This is a genomic window from Brevibacterium yomogidense, from assembly GCF_016107685.1.
GTDB classification, from domain to species: domain Bacteria; phylum Actinomycetota; class Actinomycetes; order Actinomycetales; family Brevibacteriaceae; genus Brevibacterium; species Brevibacterium yomogidense.
This window is the reverse complement of record NZ_JABASY010000007.1, coordinates 65,120-82,684: the sequence shown is the minus strand read 5'-3', so window position 1 is coordinate 82,684 and position 17,565 is coordinate 65,120. Positions and strand designations below refer to the sequence as shown.

Annotated in this window: 16 protein-coding genes; 9 read left to right on the top strand and 7 right to left on the bottom strand. The window is 68.3% G+C overall.

Translation table 11 applies throughout. From position 1 onward, the window contains the following. Window positions 1–59: 59 nt before the first annotated feature. Window positions 60–842 carry a glucose 1-dehydrogenase gene (locus JFC09_RS15015; RefSeq protein ID WP_198394855.1) on the bottom strand — a complete coding sequence of 261 codons (783 nt, stop codon included), beginning with the start codon at window positions 840–842 and terminating at the stop codon, window positions 60–62. A gap of 203 nt (window positions 843–1,045) precedes the next feature. Further along, window positions 1,046–1,819 carry a lysophospholipid acyltransferase family protein gene (locus JFC09_RS15010; RefSeq protein ID WP_232483670.1) on the bottom strand — a complete coding sequence of 258 codons (774 nt, stop codon included), beginning with the start codon at window positions 1,817–1,819 and terminating at the stop codon, window positions 1,046–1,048. 501 nt (window positions 1,820–2,320) lie between these two features. Here JFC09_RS15010 and JFC09_RS15005 point away from each other — a divergent pair. The 7 genes from JFC09_RS15005 to JFC09_RS14975 all read left to right on the top strand — a co-directional run bounded on the left by JFC09_RS15005 (window position 2,321) and on the right by JFC09_RS14975 (window position 11,698). Beyond that, window positions 2,321–3,532 (top strand): MFS transporter, encoded by a 1,212-nt coding sequence (locus JFC09_RS15005; protein ID WP_198394854.1) that lies wholly within the window; start codon window positions 2,321–2,323, stop codon window positions 3,530–3,532. Window positions 3,533–3,729: 197 nt separating this feature from the next. Then, window positions 3,730–4,560 carry an ABC transporter substrate-binding protein gene (locus JFC09_RS15000; protein WP_332839792.1) on the top strand — a complete coding sequence of 277 codons (831 nt, stop codon included), beginning with the start codon at window positions 3,730–3,732 and terminating at the stop codon, window positions 4,558–4,560. A gap of 268 nt (window positions 4,561–4,828) precedes the next feature. After that, a complete protein-coding gene (locus tag JFC09_RS14995; RefSeq protein ID WP_198394902.1) occupies window positions 4,829–5,617 on the top strand; it encodes an amino acid ABC transporter permease in 789 nt (262 codons plus the stop codon). A gap of 97 nt (window positions 5,618–5,714) precedes the next feature. Then, a complete protein-coding gene (locus JFC09_RS14990; protein ID WP_198394901.1) occupies window positions 5,715–6,500 on the top strand; it encodes an amino acid ABC transporter ATP-binding protein in 786 nt (261 codons plus the stop codon). A gap of 233 nt (window positions 6,501–6,733) precedes the next feature. Continuing rightward, complete coding sequence (locus JFC09_RS14985) at window positions 6,734–8,098, top strand: MFS transporter (RefSeq protein WP_198394852.1); 1,365 nt, start codon at window positions 6,734–6,736, stop codon at window positions 8,096–8,098. Window positions 8,099–8,183: 85 nt separating this feature from the next. After that, complete coding sequence (locus JFC09_RS14980) at window positions 8,184–9,968, top strand: thiamine pyrophosphate-dependent enzyme (RefSeq protein WP_198394851.1); 1,785 nt, start codon at window positions 8,184–8,186, stop codon at window positions 9,966–9,968. Window positions 9,969–10,069: 101 nt separating this feature from the next. Beyond that, a complete protein-coding gene (locus tag JFC09_RS14975; RefSeq protein ID WP_198394850.1) occupies window positions 10,070–11,698 on the top strand; it encodes an amidohydrolase in 1,629 nt (542 codons plus the stop codon). A gap of 32 nt (window positions 11,699–11,730) precedes the next feature. Here the strand turns inward: JFC09_RS14975 and JFC09_RS14970 are convergent, their stop codons facing one another. Continuing rightward, the gene (locus tag JFC09_RS14970; protein ID WP_198394849.1) at window positions 11,731–12,405 is read right to left on the bottom strand and encodes a hypothetical protein; all 675 of its coding nucleotides are present in this window, start codon (window positions 12,403–12,405) and stop codon (window positions 11,731–11,733) included. Between the two features lie 436 nt (window positions 12,406–12,841). On the opposite strand from JFC09_RS14970, the gene JFC09_RS14965 reads away from it, so the two are divergent. After that, the gene (locus JFC09_RS14965; RefSeq protein WP_198394848.1) at window positions 12,842–13,468 is read left to right on the top strand and encodes a glycosyltransferase family 32 protein; all 627 of its coding nucleotides are present in this window, start codon (window positions 12,842–12,844) and stop codon (window positions 13,466–13,468) included. Between the two features lie 18 nt (window positions 13,469–13,486). On the opposite strand, the gene JFC09_RS14960 is transcribed toward JFC09_RS14965, so the two are convergent. Beyond that, on the bottom strand, window positions 13,487–14,287 hold the full coding sequence (locus tag JFC09_RS14960; RefSeq protein ID WP_198394847.1) for a GOLPH3/VPS74 family protein: 801 nt from the start codon (window positions 14,285–14,287) through the stop codon (window positions 13,487–13,489). Beyond that, window positions 14,287–15,639, bottom strand: a complete 1,353-nt coding sequence (locus JFC09_RS14955) for an aspartate aminotransferase family protein (RefSeq protein WP_198394846.1) — start codon at window positions 15,637–15,639, stop codon at window positions 14,287–14,289. Before JFC09_RS14955 ends, JFC09_RS14960 begins: the two co-directional genes overlap by 1 nt. Window positions 15,640–15,803: 164 nt before the next feature. On the opposite strand from JFC09_RS14955, the gene JFC09_RS14950 reads away from it, so the two are divergent. Next, window positions 15,804–16,430: an IMPACT family protein gene (locus JFC09_RS14950; protein WP_198394845.1), complete on the top strand. Its 627-nt coding sequence runs from the start codon at window positions 15,804–15,806 to the stop codon at window positions 16,428–16,430. A gap of 113 nt (window positions 16,431–16,543) precedes the next feature. Here JFC09_RS14950 and ybaK read toward each other — a convergent pair whose 3' ends face one another. Together ybaK and JFC09_RS14940 are read right to left on the bottom strand one after the other, a co-directional pair. Beyond that, window positions 16,544–17,041, bottom strand: coding sequence for a Cys-tRNA(Pro) deacylase (gene ybaK, locus JFC09_RS14945; protein ID WP_198394844.1), 498 nt, complete (start codon window positions 17,039–17,041; stop codon window positions 16,544–16,546). 69 nt (window positions 17,042–17,110) lie between these two features. Further along, complete coding sequence (locus JFC09_RS14940) at window positions 17,111–17,470, bottom strand: metallopeptidase family protein (protein WP_198394843.1); 360 nt, start codon at window positions 17,468–17,470, stop codon at window positions 17,111–17,113. Window positions 17,471–17,565 lie beyond the last annotated feature (95 nt).

Sequence of the window (17,565 nt, the reverse complement as noted above, 5' to 3'; positions counted from 1 at the left end):
GTCAGTACACAGTCACGGCGAGTGGTCGAAGCACCGCGATCCGTGTGGACCCATCACGATCAGTACATCGCGTGCTGGCCGCCGTCGATCGGGACGACGGTGCCGTTGATGAAGCCGGAGTCGTCGGACAGCAGGAAGGCGACGAGTGCCGCGACCTCTTCCGGCTTGCCGAAACGCTTCATGGGGTTGACCGACACGAACTCCCTGCCGGCCTCTTCCCAGTCGTCCCCACCCAGCTGGCGCAGTGAACCTTCGACCATCGCAGTCATGATCGCGCCAGGAGCGATGGCGTTGATGCTGATGCCGTGTTCACCGTATTCCCGAGCCGAGTTGCGGGTCAGGCCCACGACGCCGTGCTTGGAGGCTGCGTAGCCGGACTGGTTGCCCACGCCGCGGATGCCACCGACGGATGCGGTGTTGACGATCGACCCGGAGCCCTGCTTCCGCATCTGCTTGAGGACAGCGGCCATCCCGGCGAAAACACCGGTGAGGTTGACGGCGACCACCTTGGCGAACTCGTCATCGCCATACTCCTCGGTGAGGTTCTGCGTGCCCTCGATGCCGGCGTTGTTGAAGAATCCGTCGATCGCCCCGAACTTCTCCACAGCGACATCGACGTAGCGCTGGACGTCTGCGGACTTCGTGACGTCCGCGGTGACCAGTTCGACGCCGCCTGCACCGCTCGCCGCCTGTATCTGCGCCTTCGTGCTCTCAAGGCCGTCGGCGCTCATGTCGACGAGCACGAGATTCGCGCCCTCCTGCGCCAGGCGGACTGCGGTGGCCTGCCCCAGGCCCGAGCCGCCGCCCGTGATGATGACTGTCTTGCCGTCGAAACGTGCCATGTGCGATCACTCCTCTGCATCGAACGGCGAGCGCACGTGGTCGTACAGCGCGCCCACCTGGAAGAAGGACTGTCCACCTTCTATGTTGTTCAACATTGAACCAGATGGTTTCATTCCAGCGGCCGCGGTGATGTCCAGTACATCGACGGAGGCTCCTCCCGCTCAGCAGACCCATGCACCTGTCAGCGGACCACAGCCACGCGTCAGCGGCGGCGCTTGGCGGCCCGCTCGGCCTCCGCCTCGGCGACGAGGGCGCGGATGGCGGCCATGATCTGCTCGGTGAGCTCGCGGCGCTGCGGACCGGCAGGGTGGGCACGCGCCGGCGCCGGGATCGCCTTGCCGAACGTCATCGCGAACGACTTGGGCTGGGGGAAGTTCGCGTCGACGGGCATGACGTCCTCCGTGCCGACGATGCCCACCGGCACGATCGTCGCGCCCGTACGGATCGCCAGCTCCGCAGCGCCCGTCTTGCCCTCGCCGATCTTCCCGTCGCGACTGCGCGTGCCCTCCGGGTAGATGCCGAACACACCCCCGGACCGCAGGATCTCCTCGCCCATCTCCAGCGCCTTCACCGCTGCCGCAGCGGATCCCCGCTCCACCGGGAACGCACCGACGGACGCCATGAAGCTGCCCACGAACTTGTTGGCGATGCTCCGCCCCTCGAAGTACTCCGCCTTCGCCATGAAGCTCACGCGCCGCGGAGACAGTGCGGACAGGTAGATCGAGTCCGCGAACGACCGGTGGTTGCTCGCGATGATGACGGGCCCCGTCTTGGGCACGTTCGTGACGCCGGTGACCGTGGGGCGGTGCGCGGACTTGATCGATCCGCGGAACAGTGACCGCATGGCCCGGTACTTGAAGGTGAGCTCCTCACCGCCCATCCCCAGCGGATGACCGTCGCGAACCCCGTCGTCCGCCGCGAGTTCCATCGCTGAACCCGTGGGCTCCTCCGGCTGCTCGCTCGTGGTGTCATCCATCTCGTGGCTCATGTCCTGACTGCTGTCCTCCCTCGCACAGGAACGATCCGCCACCGGGCCGCGCGGCTGCTCGTGAGCCACGGGATCATGGGCATCCGTTCCTGACTGAATGCTAGGAACATCGTAACCACGAGCCGAGCACTCCCGGGCATCGCACGGATCATCCGCGGACCAGTTGAGGGCGATGAGCGGCCGAGCAGCGTCCGCCACCTGCCCTGCCCCCGGCAGCGCCTCCCCCGCAGCGCCTGCCCGGCGTCGCCTCCCCGGCAGCGCCTGCCTGGCGTCGCCCGCGTCACTTCCCCCGACACTCACGCGGAATCACCCCCGCAGCCCACCTCGTCGCCGCGTCTCTGGTGAGACCTGTCACGACGTCCCGATCCGCCTATCTTCCGCCCCCACGGACACTTAGGCTTGATCAGTTGCAGGCGCACCCCGGGGCCCGCGCCCCAGCCCTCACAGACCTCACAGCCCCCTCAGCCCTCCTTCGGATTGGACATCGCCATGGTTCGCGCCCGTTCCGCCGGCGACACGCCTGCCGCCCCGCGTTCGACCGGACTGGCCCTCACTGCGCTGGCCGCAGGCGGGTTCGCGGTCGGCACCACCGAATTCGCGTCGATGACGCTTCTGCCGTGGATCGCGGAGGACCTGGACGTCTCGATCCCGCAGGCGGCGATGTCCGTGAGCGCATATGCGATCGGCGTGGTCGTGGGCGCCCCGCTCCTGACGGCACTCACCCCGCGCATGGACCGTCGGCTGCTGCTCCTCCTCGCCGCCGCCGTCTTCACCCTGGGCAACCTGCTCACGACGCTTGCGGTGAATCTGCCGATGCTGGTCGGGATCCGCTTCTTCACGGGGCTGCCCCACGGCATCACGCTGGGTGTGGCTGCGATCGTCGCCGCCAGCCTGGTCCCGCCGGAGAGATCCGGCAGAGCGATCTCGCGCACGATGCTGGGGCTCACGATCGCGAACATCCTGGGTGTCCCCGCCGCCACCGCCCTGGGCAGCGCTGCAGGGTGGCGCTCCGCGTACATCGTCATCGCGGTCGTCGGGCTCGCGACGATCGTCGGGCTGCTGAGCTTCCTGCCCGCGGTCCCGGCGAAGCCCTCGTCGTCCGCCCGTGCGGAGCTCAAGACCATGCTCCGCCCCCAGATCTGGCTGCCGCTGCTGGCGGGTGCGGTGGGGTTCGGCGGGGCCTTCGCGCTCTACACCTACATCACGCCCACCGTCACCCAGGTGACCGGCATCCCGGAAAGCCTGCTCCCGTGGGTGCTGGTGCTCTACGGCTGCGGGATGACTGCGGGCTCTCTGGTAGCTGGCCCGTGCCTGGACCGGTCGATCGACAAGTCCGCCCTGGCCGGGGTCGTCGGGATGGGTGTCATCCTGGCGTTCTTCGCCGTGTTCGCCCACCTCTGGTGGGTCGCCCTCCCCCTGCTGTTCCTCATCGGCATCGCGACGAGCCTCTTCACGAACGGCCTGCAGGCGCGGCTGCTGCGGGAGTCCCCCGACGCACCCAACATGTCCGCAGCCATGAACCACGCCGCGTTCAATGCGGCGAACGCGCTGGGCGCGTACCTGGGCGGCCTGGTGGTCGCCGCCGGGCTGGGCTACCGGGCGCCGGCTGTGGTCGGTGTGCTGTGCTCGGTCGCCGGCACGGCGATCCTCCTCCTGGCCCTCGGTCTGGGACGTCGACGTCACCGCACCCGCGTGGTCTGATCCGTTGCCGCCGAGGCCTCAGGGCCTCGGTCTGCGCCGCGCCGGGTACGTTCGCGTAACGAATGGGGCCTCGTACGGGACGGGAAGGGGCGCGTGACGCGAACCACAGGTATATTTTCAGGGTATGTCCGCGGTTCGGGCAGGTCGACAGATACGACCGCATCAACCCGCCGCCAACCTGTCATGTGGAGGCAACTGTGAAGAAGTTCCTGCCCGCGTGCGCCGCCGGCGCCGCAGCCCTGATCGCCCTGTCCGGATGCGGTGGAGGTGACAGCGGCGGCGACGAGGACGCCGCGACGGAGGTCAACGGTGTGGAGCTGGTGAGCGCTGGGAAGCTCACGCTCTGCTCCGACATCCCCTACGAGCCGTTCGAGTTCGTCGAGGACGGCGAGAACGTCGGCTTCGACATCGACCTGGCACAGGCGACGGCGGACGATCTGGGTGTCGACCTCGAAGTCATCACGACGGCGTTCGAAGCGATCCAGTCGGGGTCCGCGCTCGACACGAACCAGTGCGACATCGCGCTGTCCGGGATGACGATCACGGAGGACCGCGCGACGAAGATGGACTTCTCGAAGCCGTACCTCAAGGACAACCTCGCGCTCATGACGAAGAAGGATTCGGACATCACGAGCATCGACGACCTGCAGGGCGAGAAGGCGGGCGTCCAGCAGGCCACGACCGGTGAAGCGTACGCGACGGACCACGGTGTGGAGCCGGTCCAGTTCGAGGACGCGGGGCTCATGACGCAGGGCATCCAGTCCGGTCAGGTCGATGCGGTCATCGCGAACATCTCCACGATCTTCGCGGCGACGGAGGCGGACGACACCCTGCACCTGGTCGAGGAGTACGACACCGGTGAAGTGATCGGCGCGGCCGTCAAGAAGGACAACACCGCTCTGCTCGAGCAGTTCGAGACGACGGTGACGGAGCTGCGCGACTCCGGCGAGTACGACGACATCGTCGACCAGTGGTTCGGCGAGGTCGCGGACGCGGCCCGCATGAGCGCGGAAGAAGCCGACGCCTGATCCACGGCTCACGCATGATCGCCCGGGCAACGGCGCCCGGGCGATCAGCGACGGTCCGGCGGTGAGCGCCGGGCACTGGACCCGGTGCGTACCGCCGGGTCACGACGGTCCGAGCCGTCGAGTCGACTACTGTGGCTCGATGGCCCCGGCCATCCCGCTCCGTCACGACGGTCGCGACGACGGTCGACGGGGCACTGACTGCATCCACCTCTGACGGAGGAGAGCCTCTGTGGCAACAGCCCCCGCTTCACCGCGTCGACGCACGAGCATGAGTCCGCGCAAGCGCGCCCAAGTGAATCGGATCGTGCAGTACGCGATCCTCGTCGTCGCCGCTGGCGCCGCAGCAGTCCTCACCGACTGGTCGACGGTCGGCGAGAAGTTCTTCAACCCGCAGGTCGCGCTCAACCAGTTCCCCGGCGTCGTCACCGTCGCGCTGAAGAACACGGTCATCTACACGGCGCTGGGATTCGTCCTGGCCCTGGCGCTGGGTCTCCTCCTTGCCCTCATGAAGATCTCTCCGGTCGCGCCGTACCGGTGGATCGCGACCCTCTACATCGAGTTCTTCCGCGGCCTTCCCGCACTGCTGATCTTCATCGCGTTCGGCTACGCGATCCCCTACGCGTTCGGCATCCGGATCGACACGTATGTCACCGTCATGCTGGCGCTCGGCATCGTCGAGTCCGCCTACATCGCAGAGACCCTGCGCGCAGGTCTGCAGGCGGTGCCGAAGGGCCAGTACGAGGCGGCCCGCTCGCTGGGCATGAGCAACAGCCGCGCGATGATCACCATCGTCATCCCGCAGGCGGTGCGCATCATCCTGCCGCCGCTCACCAACGAGATCATCATGATGACGAAGGACTCGTCGCTCATCTACCTGCTGGGGCTCACCGCCAGCCAGTACGAGCTGGCGAAGTTCGGCCGTGAGGCGATCTCGTCGCCGGAGGCCGGCCTCACGCCCCTCGTCGTCGCCGGAGCGGCGTACCTCGTCATCACGGTGCCGCTGGGGATCCTCGCCCGCACGTTCGAATCGCGCACCGCGAAGCTGTCGAGAGAGTAGGCGGGATGATGCCCCGCACTCTCACGATCCGACCGACCCTGCACCCGCGCAAGGAGCACCCATGAGCACCCCCGATCATTCCCCCACCGGCGGCGGTATGTCCGCAGCGGCGGGACTCGCCGCGACCACCGCTGAGGGCTGCACGATCACGGACCTCCACAAGTCCTACGGCGACGTCGAGGTGCTCAAGGGCATCAGCCTCACCGTGAACCCGGGCGAGGTCGTCTGCGTCATCGGACCGTCGGGCTCCGGCAAGTCGACCCTGCTGCGCTGCATCAACCTGCTCGAGACGCCCAACCAGGGGAAGATCACGGTCGCCGGCTACGACGCGACGGATCCGGACGTGCAGATCGACGACATGCGCGCACAGGTCGGCATGGTGTTCCAGAGCTTCAACCTGTTCCCGCACATGACGGCGCTGGAGAACTGCTCGATCGCACAGCGCCGCGTCCTGGGGAAGGACAAGGCGGAGTCGGATGCCACGTCGCTGCAGAACCTCGAGAACGTGGGGCTGGAGCATCTGGCGGACAGGTACCCGGACCAGCTGTCGGGCGGCCAGCAGCAGCGCGTCGCGATCGCCCGGGCGCTGGCGATGAACCCCTCCCTCATGCTGTTCGACGAGCCGACGTCCGCCCTGGATCCGGAAACGGTGGGCGACGTGCTGGGCGTCATGCGTCAGCTCGCGGAAGCGGGGATGACGATGGTCGTCGTCACCCACGAGATGGGCTTCGCCCGCGACGTGGCGGACCGTGTCCTCTTCATGGACGGCGGGGTGCTCGTGGAGGAGGGCCCGGCGAAGGACGTCATCGGCAACCCGCAGCACGAACGCACCCAGTCGTTCCTCGCCCGTGTCCTCCACCCGGACGGCACCCCGGAAGGCTGAGGCATGCGCAGAACTTTGCCACCTACTGGAAACTTCGCCACCTACAGTGTTCTAGGTACGTAGCTGGCGAAGTTTTGTGTAGGCGGGTACGGCGACCTGCGCCCCGGGAGTGCGACCTGCTGCCCGAAGGTGCGACCTGCTGCCAGGGCCGCAACCGCACCTCTTCCTCTGTGACGACGAACACGCGTAGGCTACGGTCATCTCAGCCCCCTTCAGCAACAGGATGACCTGCCATGACGGAACAGCCGGGACACAGGCCCGACACCACCGCCAGCCCCGACACCACCGCCCGCATCGAAGCCGGCGCCGCCCACCAGCTGACTGAGGCCGAAGCCCGCAAGGTCACTCTCGGCGCCCTGGTCGGCACCGCTATGGAGTGGTACGACTTCTTCCTCTTCAGCGCGGCCGCCGCGCTGGTCTTCAACGTCCAGTACTTCGCCAACGACAACGCGGCCGCCGCCGCGATGGCTTCGTTCGCGACGTTCGGTGTGGGCCTGGTGGCCCGACCGCTGGGTGGCATGTTCTTCGGGCGGATGGGCGACCGGATCGGCCGCCGCACGACGCTCATGGTGACGATCATCGGCATCGGCATCGTCACGGGCCTCATCGGCATGCTGCCGACCTACGCAGCGATCGGCATCGCCGCGCCGATCCTGCTGGTCCTCCTGCGCATCGTGCAGGGACTGTTCGTGGGCGGCGAATGGGCCGGCGCCATGACGATCGTCGTGGAGAACGCCCCGCTCAAGCACCGCGCCCGCTACGCTGCGATCCCCCAGATCGGCTCCCCCATCGGCACGATCCTGTCGTCCGGAGGGTTCTTCCTCGCCACGATGTTCTTCTCGAAGGACAACTTCGATTCGTTCGGCTGGCGCATCCCGTTCCTCGCCGCGATCCCCATGCTGCTGCTGGCGCTGTGGATCCGCAGCAAACTGGAGGAGTCGCCGGTCTTCCAGGAGCTCCTCGAGTCGAACGAGGTCGTCAAGGCCCCCATCTCCACGACACTGCGCGAATCGTGGAAGCACATCATCGTCGGCATGGCGGCCGCACTGCTGGGCGTGGGCGGCTTCTATCTGGTGACGACATTCGTCGTCTGGTACGGCGTGAACGTCCTGGGCGAGTCCGACCAGGTCATGCTGCTGGGCACCCTCTTCGCCGCCACGGTCGAGATCCCCGTCCTCATCATCGGCGGACGTCTGGGAGGGAAGTACGGCGCCAGTCGCGTCATCCTCTACGGCGGCATCGTCTCCGCTGTCCTCGCGTTCCCCGCGTTCCTGCTCATCGACAGCGGCAGCTCGGTGCTCGTCATCGTCGGGATGACGATCGCGGTGTCCGCACTGTCGTTCCCGTACGCCGCATCCGGCACCGTCCTCACCGGGCTGTTCCCGGCCACCACTCGCTTCACCGGCGTCGCGTTCGCCCAGAACACCGCGGGCATGCTGAGCGGGTTCGTCCCCCTGCTCACCACCGCCCTCGTCACGGCCGCGGGCAACCACTGGTGGCCGGCGGCCGGACTGCTGGTCGTCGTGTCCGCGTTCACCGCTGTCGCCGGCTACCTCGCACCCCGGATGAGTCAGGACCTGCCGGGCTTCAAGCACTGAGGCTCGCGGGCCCCGCAGCCACCACTGGTCCCGCCGGACAGACAGCCCCTGCCGTGTGTCCGGCGTGCGTGATAGGACTGAGGACATGAGCGAAGTCACAGCGTCCGCCACTGCCGCCGGAGCCTCCACGTCCACGATGTCCGCCGGTCACCTCATCGTCCGCCAGCTCGAAGCGGAAGGTGTGGAACGCATCTACAACGTGCCGGGCGAATCGTTCCTCGACGTGCTGGACGGTCTCTACGACTCCTCCATCCACACGATCGTCTGCCGGCAGGAGGGTGGCGCTGGGTATGCCGCGGTCGCAGAAGCCCGCCTCACCAGCCGGCCCGGCATCGCCATGGTCACGCGCGGCCCCGGCGCATCGAACGCGATGATCGCCGTGCACACCGCCTACCAGGATGCGACTCCGCTGGTCCTGTTCGTCGGGCTGATCCCCACCGCTCAGCGCGGACGGGAAGCGTTCCAGGAGTTCGATCCGAACGCCTGGTTCGGGTCCACCGCGAAGAAGGTCCTCATCCTCGACGACCCGGACTCCGCCGCACGCATCGTGGCAGATGCGATGCACACCGCCGCATCCGGTCGCCCCGGCCCCGTCATCGTGGGGCTGCCGGAGGAGACTCTCCTCGACCAGACGACGTCGCAGGCCGTTCCGCCGCGGCCCGTCCCCTCCCCCGCGCCCACGCGCGACGACCTCTCCGCTCTCGAGTCCGCGGTCGCCGCCGCCGAGCAGCCGCTGGTGATCGTCGGGGGTCAGGGATGGACCGCCGAATCCTCGGCCCAGATCGCGGCGTGGGCGCGCCACCGCGGGGCCGGCATCGCCGCGGACTTCCGCGCACACGATTCGGTCGACCATGCCTCGGAGGTCTTCCTCGGCCCGTTGGGCTATTCGAGCTTCATCGGCACCCGCGAGGCGCTGGCCGCCGCGGATCTGCATGTCTTCATCGGCTGTGTCCGTGCGGATGTCATGACCGGCGGCTACGAGTTCGGCGTCGACCCGCAGCACACGATCGTGGCGGGTCCCGACCCAGACGCGCACGGGCACTTCGGCCCACTCGACCAGCAGATCGTCACGACCCCGGCGGCGTTGGCGGCGGCGCTGTACGGCGACGTCTCCGGAGCAGCTGGGCACGGCCAAGCGGACGAGACCGGCACCTCGGCGGACGGGGCGGCACACCGCGAGCGGCCGGACCATGCGGCACCGGCGGACTCAGCGGAAGCTGCCCGCGCCGCAGAGGACTCCGACACCGTGCCCTGGTATCGCCACTACCGTGAACGGTTCGTCGAATGGCGCACCAGCGTGGTGGGCGGCGAGCGCAGCGACGAGTTCGTCGACCGGGACCGCGCCTACCGGGATGCCGCGGACATCCTCCCCCGGGATGTCGTCCTCACGTACGGAGCGGGGAACTACTCCGCGTGGGCGCTGCGGTACTGGCCGCTCCAGGGGCCGGGATCCGTCGCGGCACCGCGCAACGGGGCGATGGGGATGGGGACGCCCGCAGCCGTGGCCGCGGCGCTCACGTTCCCGGACCGGCCGGTGGTGGCCCTCGCCGGTGACGGCTGCTTCATGATGAACGGTCAGGAGTTCGCCACCGCTGTCCACGAAGGGCTCAACATCACGGTGATCGTGGACGACAACACCGTGTACGGCACGATCGTCGGCCACCAGGTGCGGGAGTATCCGGGACGCCCGTCGGGCACGACCTTCACGAACCCGGACTTCGCGGCGCTCGCGAACGCGTACGGCGGTCGCGGTTACTCCGTCGAGCGGACGGAGGACTTCGTGCCGATGCTTCAGGAGGCGCTCGCCCACGACGGCCCCGCGCTCCTCCACATCCACACGGACCCCGACGTGCGGCTGCCGCGGAGCTGACCGCCGCGGGCGCTCTGCGCGGTAGCCTCGGTATGACCGAAGCCACCGTCCTCGCACGTGACACTCCTCGCACGTGACACTGCAGATTCGGAGACCCCACCATGCTCGACCTCATCCTGGACAACGCGCGGATCCGCACGATGGACGACGACCGTCCCGGCGCCGGCGCGATCGGCATCTGGGGCGGCAGGATCGTGGGCTTCGACGATGACGTGCGGGGTCTCAACGCGAAGCGCCGCATCAACATGCACGGGGCGACGGTGCTGCCCGGCTTCAACGACGTCCACTGCCACACCACGTGGTACGGGCTCACGCTGGCGAGCATCAACTGCACGGCGCTTCCGGGTGGGCTCGACGAGGTGTACCGGAGGATCGAAGAGGCCGCCGCATCCACCCCGTCGGGCGAGTGGATCAACGCGACCGGGTACGGGCACCGCGACTACGGCGGACAGTACCCCGACCTCGAGGTGCTCGACCGGATCACGGGCGACCGTCCCCTCTTCCTGCGCCAGCAGTCGGGGCACGCCGCGATCGTCAACACGGCGGCGATGAAGCTCGCGGGCATGACGGAACCCGGCTTCGAGGATCCCGCCGGGGGCCGCGTCGTCCGCGACGCGCACGGCCGCCCCACCGGGCTCGTCGAGGAGACCGCGCAGGGCCTCATCCAGGACCTCATCCGCCCGTACTCGCTCGATACGGTCGTCGACGCGCTGGACCGTGCGACCGCGGGCTATGCGTCGGAGGGGATCACGAGCTTCGGCGAATGCGGGATCTTCGCGGGCTGGATCGGCCACTCGCCCCTCGAGGTGCATGCGTATCAGCTGGCGCGCGAAGCGGGGAAGCTGCGTGCGCGCGCCCAGATCATGCCGATGGCGGACGGCCTGCACACGGTCGCCTCACATTCCGCGGACGGCTACGGCATCGGTCTGGACACCGGCGTCAGGACCGGGTTCGGCGACGACTGGCTGAGCTTCGGGCCGGTGAAGATCTTCATGGACGGCGCGATGAGCGGCGAGACCGCGGCGATGCGCGACGATTACGCCGGGAGCGACACGGCCGGCTACCTGCAGGACGACCCTGAGACGCTGCGGCGGACGATCCTCGACGTGTACCGGTCGGGGTGGTCGCTCGCCGTCCACGCGATCGGCGATCTGGCCGTCGACCATGCTGTGAAGAATATCGTCGAGGCGATGGACACGTACGGTCTCCGCCGCGTGCCCAACCGCATCGAGCACGCGGGAACCGTGCACGACGAGCATCTGGCGACGCTCGCGCAGTACGGCATCGCGGTGACACCGCAGTCGGCGTTCGCGCGCGACATCGGCGACGGGATGAATGCGTCGGTGGGTCCCGACAGGCGTCGGCTGCTCTACCGCGGGCGCTCGTTCGTCGACGCCGGGGTCATGCTCGCGGGGTCGTCCGACCGTCCGTGCGCGGACGGCACGCCTCTGCGCGGCATCCAGGCGTTCGTCGACCGCGCCACGAGCACGGGCGACGTCTTCGGCTCCGCAGAGGAATGCCTGACAGTCGAGCAGGCTTTCACGGCCTACACCAGGACCGCCGCCGAGGCGTCCGGCCACGGCGCTGTCAAGGGCACCCTGGCACGGGGCAAGCTCGCCGACATGGTGGTCCTGGGAGACGACCCCTTCTCCGCGGACCCGACGACGATCAAGGACATCGACGTCGTCGCGACACTCGCGGACGGGGAGTTCACGCACTCGACACTGTGAGTGCCAACGGGCTCCGCGTCTGGCGTCAGACTTCAGGCGTCGGCGACGAAGCCGAAGAAGCGTGTCGGTTCGCTGTAGTCCGCACCGGGGGTCCCGGTGGCGTTGGCGGGCGCCCCGATCCACGGCACATCGGCCTCCTCCAGCCCCGCGTACTGGCCCGCAGGATAGAGGAAGGTCGCATCGACGTGGGTCCCGCGACCTGGGTCGGGCGCCTCCTCGCCGGTCATGCGCCACGAGACGGTGAGGTCGTCGCCGGGCTCCAGCCGGTCCGTGACGGTCCAGGCCAGGGACCAGCGTCGCTTCGAGGAGCGCTCGTCGGGTGCTGACAGCTTGTCCGCCGCGCCGCCGGTGACGCTCACGAGCTCCGCGCGGTACTCGTTGCGCCCGTCGCCCGCGAGGCTCACGGTGAGGACCCCTCCGGTCTCAAGGGAGTCCGGCCCCTGGTAGGTGAGCTCCGTTGTGACATCCACCCAGGAATCAGGGTCGCACTGCCCATGGAACACGTCCCCCATCTGCACACCGCGCGACGCTTCCGTCGTGGCGGTCGTGGAGATCGTCGCGTGCACGTCGGCCTCCATGTCGAGGGTGCGTGCGCTCATCGCGAGATCGGGTGCGGCCGTGCCGGAGACGTCGCTGGGTTCAGTCCACAGCGAATCCTTGGTCGCCACGCGTGTGGAGGTCTGCTCCGGTGTCGTCGCCTTACCCATGGGTCCTCCTCGGTCGCCTGCGATTTCGTCTGCCCGCGCAGACACCGCCGCAGCAGGTGCCAGTGATGCCCGGCCATTCAGTTCACGAAGCATAACAACCATGCGAAGCAGTCGCAGTAGAGGCGCGCCTGAAGAGCCCCGCCCACGCGCCTCTCACCGTTGAGAGAGTGATCGCGGGCGCCGGATGCGGCGCATCAATGGGGCTTGTGCCCCAGCCGCCCCGGTGTCGCATCTTCCGAAAACCAACCGTATAGTAACAACACGCGCCGCTTTCAGAGGAGGCATGATGATGCGTCGCTTCCCACAGTTTCCTGCAGATCTCGCCCCGGCGGCCCCGCTCCCCTCGGAGTCACCCGCGCACGCGGCCTCGGCCCCCGCACCGTCAGCGCCCCACGCCCCAGGACAGGTCTTCGCTGTTTGGGCTGGTGAGAACGCCATGTCAGACGTCCGTCGCCGGTCTCTCGACATCCTGCGCTACACGAACCTGGGCCTCGACTTCCACCTGGTGACACCACAGAACCTCAGCGAGTACCTCGTCGCCCAGCACCCGCTCCACCCCTCCTACGAGGACCTCAGCTTCCACCATCGTGCTGATTACTTGCGGGCATACTTCATGCACCACCACGGCGGTGCGTACGCGGACATCAAGCCACTGACCGGAGCGTGGGGACCGGTGCTCGACAAGCTGAATTCCTCCGCCGTCCTGTGGGCAGGAGGGATGAGCGCGAAGGCGCTGCCGTCCTTCACTCCCATGGGGAAGCGTGTCGCGCGCACCCGTCGCGGGGCCCGCGCACTCCACCCCGCCGCAGTCGCCTTCAAACCCGGGTCGCCGTGGACCGCCGAGTGGCTGTCGCAGGTCGAACGACACATCGACGAAGCGGCACCGCTCCTGCGGGACAACGCACCCGTCCAGCCGTGGGGACTCAACCCGGAGTATCCGCTCGCGTGGGATGCCCTGTCCTGGGGCTCTTTGGAGTCCGCTGCGCGCAAGTACAGACGGCACAGCTTCACCGCCCGGTCACTGCGGGTATCCGTCGCGCCCGGTGGGGGCGGTTTCGACTGACCCTCCCGCCACAGCCTCTCAGGAGCTCGCGGCGGCACCGGAGGCAGCGGCAGCCGTGACCGCCCCCATGATCGCGGCGTTCATGGCGTCGATGACACCCTTGATCGCCTGATTCCCGCGCTGGGCGGCCTCCGGCAGCTCCTCGGAGATCCGCTCGATGCGCTTGCTGAGCGCACGGCCTTTGAGCCCAGCGCTCGCGGCCTCCTCCTTGAGGACGACCTTCGCCGCATCCATTCCGCGCAGGATCCCGAGGATCATCGCGTCTGTCACGGAGACCTCGCCGCGTCCCGCCAACGCGTCATGCAAGCGCGCCCGGGTGAGGCGCTCCGGCTCGTCATCGACAACCGGGTACCTCTCCGGCTTCAACCCCAGGAACCGGGCCTCCTCGAGCCCGACGACGCCCTGTGCCATCAGGCTGCGGGATACGACCACCTTCGGGTTGAACCAGCCTGCGGTGATGAGGGATTGGACGCGCGGAGGCTTGCTCCGTGCCGCCAGCGCCTGCAGCCCGAACGCCATGATGGCGCCCGGGCCGTCCGGCTGCGACCCACCGCCCGCGCCTGCGGCACCGCCGATCGGTCCCCCGGCACCGCGGACACTGCCCGCCGGCCCGCCGATCCTGTCGGCCGATCCACCAGTCCCACCAACCATCAACACCCGGGGGTTCCTCTTCTTCCCCGGCTCGAACTCGACGCATTCGGCGAGCGCGAGGTCGCTCAGCAGTCCGGCGGCCAGCGCGTAGTCACGGTAGGAGACCCACGCCTCCGTCCTGCCGTCGTCACGGGTGAGCAGCAGGAGGAGGTCTTCGCTGATGAGCATCAGAGGGGTTCCGTGAGGGCCCGCTCGATCACGTCGAGCCCCTTCCGCAGGTCCGCTTCGGTCACATTGAGCGGTGGGACGACGTGGATGCGGTTGAAGTTGGCGAACGGCAGGACGCCGCCGGCCTTGATCCGGCCGATCACCTCGTTCATCTGCGGGGAGGATCCACCGTAGGGTGCCAGCGGCTCCTTCGTCGCCTTGTCGCTCACCAGGTCGATCGCCCAGAACATCCCGGTGCCGCGGACTTCGCCCACCAGTGGGGACGCCTGCTCGATCTCGCGCAGCCGCGGGCCCGCGACCTCGTCGCCCAGCCGTGCGGCGTTCTCCACCATGCCTTCGTCCTGCATCGCGTTGATCGTCGCGACCGCAGCGGCGGCCGCCAGCGGGTGCCCGGAGTAGGTGAGGCCGCCCGGGTAGGGGACGTCGGCGAACGAATCGAAGATCGCGTCGCTGATCGCCACACCACCCAGCGGCACGTAACCGGAGTTCACGCCCTTCGCGAAGGCGACGAGATCCGGCACGACGTCGAAGTGCTCGAACGCGAACCACTTCCCGGACCGGCCGAACCCGGCCATCACCTCGTCGGCGATGTACACGATGCCGAATTCGTCGCACAGTGCGCGCACGCCCTGCATGTACTCCTTCGGCGGGATCATGATGCCCGCGGTTCCGGGGATCGTCTCGAGGACGAGCGCGGCGATGGTCTGCGGCCCTTCGAGCTCGATGGTGCGGCGCAGGTGCGTGAGTGCCCGCTCCGTCTCCTCCTCCTGGGTCGTCGCGTGGAATTCGGACCGGTAAAGGAAGGGCCCGAAGAAGTGGACGGTGCCGGCGTCGCCCACGTCGTTGCGGAACCGTCGCGGGTCGCCCGTGATGTTGATGGCCTGCTCCGTGCCGCCGTGGTAGCTGCGGTAGCGGGACAGAACCTTCCGGCGTCCGGTGTGCAGGCGTGCCATGCGCACTGCGTGCTCGATGGCGTCCGCACCGCCGTTGGTGAAGAACACCTTGTTGAGTGATTCCGGCAGGCGTTCCGCGATGAGCCGGGCCGCTTCGGAGCGCTTGTCGTTCGCGTGCGCGGGATTGATCGTGCAGAGCAGGTCCGCCTGGTCCTTGATCGCCTGGACGACCTCGGGGTGCTGGTGCCCGATGTTCGTGTTGACGAGCTGCGAGGAGAAGTCGAGGAACGGCTTGCCCTCCCCGTCGTAGACGTACGAGCCCGCCGCCCGGGACACGACCATGGGCGTGATCTGCTTCTGCGCCGACCACGAATGGAAGACGTGCGCCCGGTCCAGGTCGTACGCTCGCTGCGACTCCGCGCGGAGCTCGTCCAGTTCATCCTCCGTGAAATCCAACATCGTCGTTCCTCCCTGGGGTTGTGCAGGTGCGCGCTCGCGCTCACTCTGCGCCGTCGGGTAGCCTGCCCGACACCTTCCACCGTACGTCCGAACCGCCCGTTCGGCACCCACTCGATCGCACCCACCGGCCCACCCGCACCGGCACGTCCCGATAGAGTCGGACCATGTCGTCCCCCACGTCGTATCGCACAGTGTCCGGTCCCGTGGAGGCCGAACTCGAGATCAAGCGCTCCCGCTTCCTCGCCCTCCTGGCGCCCGTCGCGAACGAGGACGAGGCCCGCGAGGTCATCTCCCAGCGCCGGTCGGAGCACCCCAAGGCCCGCCATCACTGCACTGCGTTCGTGATCGACCCGGATTCCCGGACGCGGCGGTTCAGCGATGACGGGGAGCCTGCGGGCACGGCGGGTGCGCCCATCCTCGACGTCCTCGTCGGGAATGAACTCACGTATGTGCTGGCGGTCGTCACCCGCTACTTCGGCGGCACGCTGCTGGGTGCGGGCGGTCTGGTCCGCGCGTATGGTGACGCGACCTCGGAGGCGGTCGCGGCCTCGGCTGCGGTGACGTACTCCCAGCGGGTGCCGGTGACGATGACCGTCGACTACGCGCTCGCAGCCGCCATCGACCGGATGGCTGCCGCTGCCGGGTGGACGACGGAGTCGGAATACGCCGCCGAGGTCGTCGTCACCGTCTTCATCCCGCCCGCCGAACTCGACGCGGGACTCCGCAGCCTCGCGGACGTGAGCGGTGGGTCGGTGGAACCCGCGGTCGGCGAACCCGTGTGGGCGCCCTGACAGCGTGAGCCCGTGCGGGCGCACTGACGGTGAGCGGCAACTGAGAAGTGGATCCGGTCAGATGGAACCGGGGAGCGGATGACCGCCAACGACCGGGCGCGGACGCGCAGGCGTCAGTCGAGCTGGGCGATCCTCGCGACGGACGCGTTCGTGAGCATGAGGAGGTCGTGGGGCCGCATCTCGATCTCGAGGCCCCGACGGCCGGCGGAGATGAACACCGAGTGGTGCTCCGTCACGGAATCGTCGATGTAGACGGGGGTCGCGGCACGCTGTCCGAACGGGCTCATGCCACCGGTGACGTAACCCGTGCGCCGTTCGGCTTCTGCCACCCCGGCGAGTGTCGCCTTCTTGCCACCCGCAGCAGAGGCGAGCGCTTTGAGGTCAAGCTGGCCTGACACCGGCACCAGTGCGGTGACCGGTTCGGCGTCGACGAGGATGTGCAGTGTCTTGAACACCCGGTCGGGTTCGACACCCAGCTTCTCCGCGGCTTCGCCGCCGTAACGGCGCGCACGCGGGTCGTGCTCGTACTCATGGACGGAGTATTCGATACCGGCCAGGCCGAGGACACGGAGCGCGGGCGTAGCGGCTGCCACTTGTGTGAGTCGGGACATGATGCGGCCACGATACGAGATACGCTGTTCCCATGTGAAATCGTGCGATACGAGTCACATCGCCCCCACTCAGCCCCACCCGAGCTCGTGGAGCCGGTCCTCCTCGATGCCGTAGTGGTGCGCGATCTCGTGGACGATCGTCACGAGGATCTCTTCCCGCAGATGCTCCAGGTCCTCCGCGTACCCCACGAGCGGGTTCTTGAAGAGTGTGATGGTGTCCGGCGGCACGAAGCTGAAGGATCCGGAAGCCCGCTCTGTGAGGGGGATGCCGTCGTAGATGCCCAGGAGTCCGGGCGAGTCCGCCGGCGGGTCGGGCTCGATGAAGAGGGCGACGTTGTCCATGAAGTCGACGACCCCTGCAGGAAGATGACGCACCGCGTCATCGATCAGCGAATCGAAGAGCTCATCGCTCACGGCATGCACATCCATGCCCGCAGTCTAGGGAAGAGCGCGAACGACCGCGGTCGGAGCCTGTGATCAAGGACACCGACGAACCGATTTGCGCGCCGCGAAGAAGTCGGGCT

Bases quoted from the DNA above. Each gene is read 5' to 3' on its own strand.
- JFC09_RS15015 (WP_198394855.1), bottom strand. From the start codon at position 842: ATGGCACGTTTCGACGGCAAGACAGTCATCATCACGGGCGGCGGCTCG.
- JFC09_RS15010 (WP_232483670.1), bottom strand. From the start codon at position 1,819: ATGGATGACACCACGAGCGAGCAGCCGGAGGAGCCCACGGGTTCAGCG.
- JFC09_RS15005 (WP_198394854.1), top strand. From the start codon at position 2,321: ATGGTTCGCGCCCGTTCCGCCGGCGACACGCCTGCCGCCCCGCGTTCG.
- JFC09_RS14995 (WP_198394902.1), top strand. From the start codon at position 4,829: ATGAGTCCGCGCAAGCGCGCCCAAGTGAATCGGATCGTGCAGTACGCG.
- JFC09_RS14990 (WP_198394901.1), top strand. From the start codon at position 5,715: ATGTCCGCAGCGGCGGGACTCGCCGCGACCACCGCTGAGGGCTGCACG.
- JFC09_RS14985 (WP_198394852.1), top strand. From the start codon at position 6,734: ATGACGGAACAGCCGGGACACAGGCCCGACACCACCGCCAGCCCCGAC.
- JFC09_RS14980 (WP_198394851.1), top strand. From the start codon at position 8,184: ATGAGCGAAGTCACAGCGTCCGCCACTGCCGCCGGAGCCTCCACGTCC.
- JFC09_RS14975 (WP_198394850.1), top strand. From the start codon at position 10,070: ATGCTCGACCTCATCCTGGACAACGCGCGGATCCGCACGATGGACGAC.
- JFC09_RS14970 (WP_198394849.1), bottom strand. From the start codon at position 12,405: ATGGGTAAGGCGACGACACCGGAGCAGACCTCCACACGCGTGGCGACC.
- JFC09_RS14965 (WP_198394848.1), top strand. From the start codon at position 12,842: ATGTCAGACGTCCGTCGCCGGTCTCTCGACATCCTGCGCTACACGAAC.
- JFC09_RS14960 (WP_198394847.1), bottom strand. From the start codon at position 14,287: ATGCTCATCAGCGAAGACCTCCTCCTGCTGCTCACCCGTGACGACGGC.
- JFC09_RS14955 (WP_198394846.1), bottom strand. From the start codon at position 15,639: ATGTTGGATTTCACGGAGGATGAACTGGACGAGCTCCGCGCGGAGTCG.
- JFC09_RS14950 (WP_198394845.1), top strand. From the start codon at position 15,804: ATGTCGTCCCCCACGTCGTATCGCACAGTGTCCGGTCCCGTGGAGGCC.
- ybaK (WP_198394844.1), bottom strand. From the start codon at position 17,041: ATGTCCCGACTCACACAAGTGGCAGCCGCTACGCCCGCGCTCCGTGTC.
- JFC09_RS14940 (WP_198394843.1), bottom strand. From the start codon at position 17,470: ATGGATGTGCATGCCGTGAGCGATGAGCTCTTCGATTCGCTGATCGAT.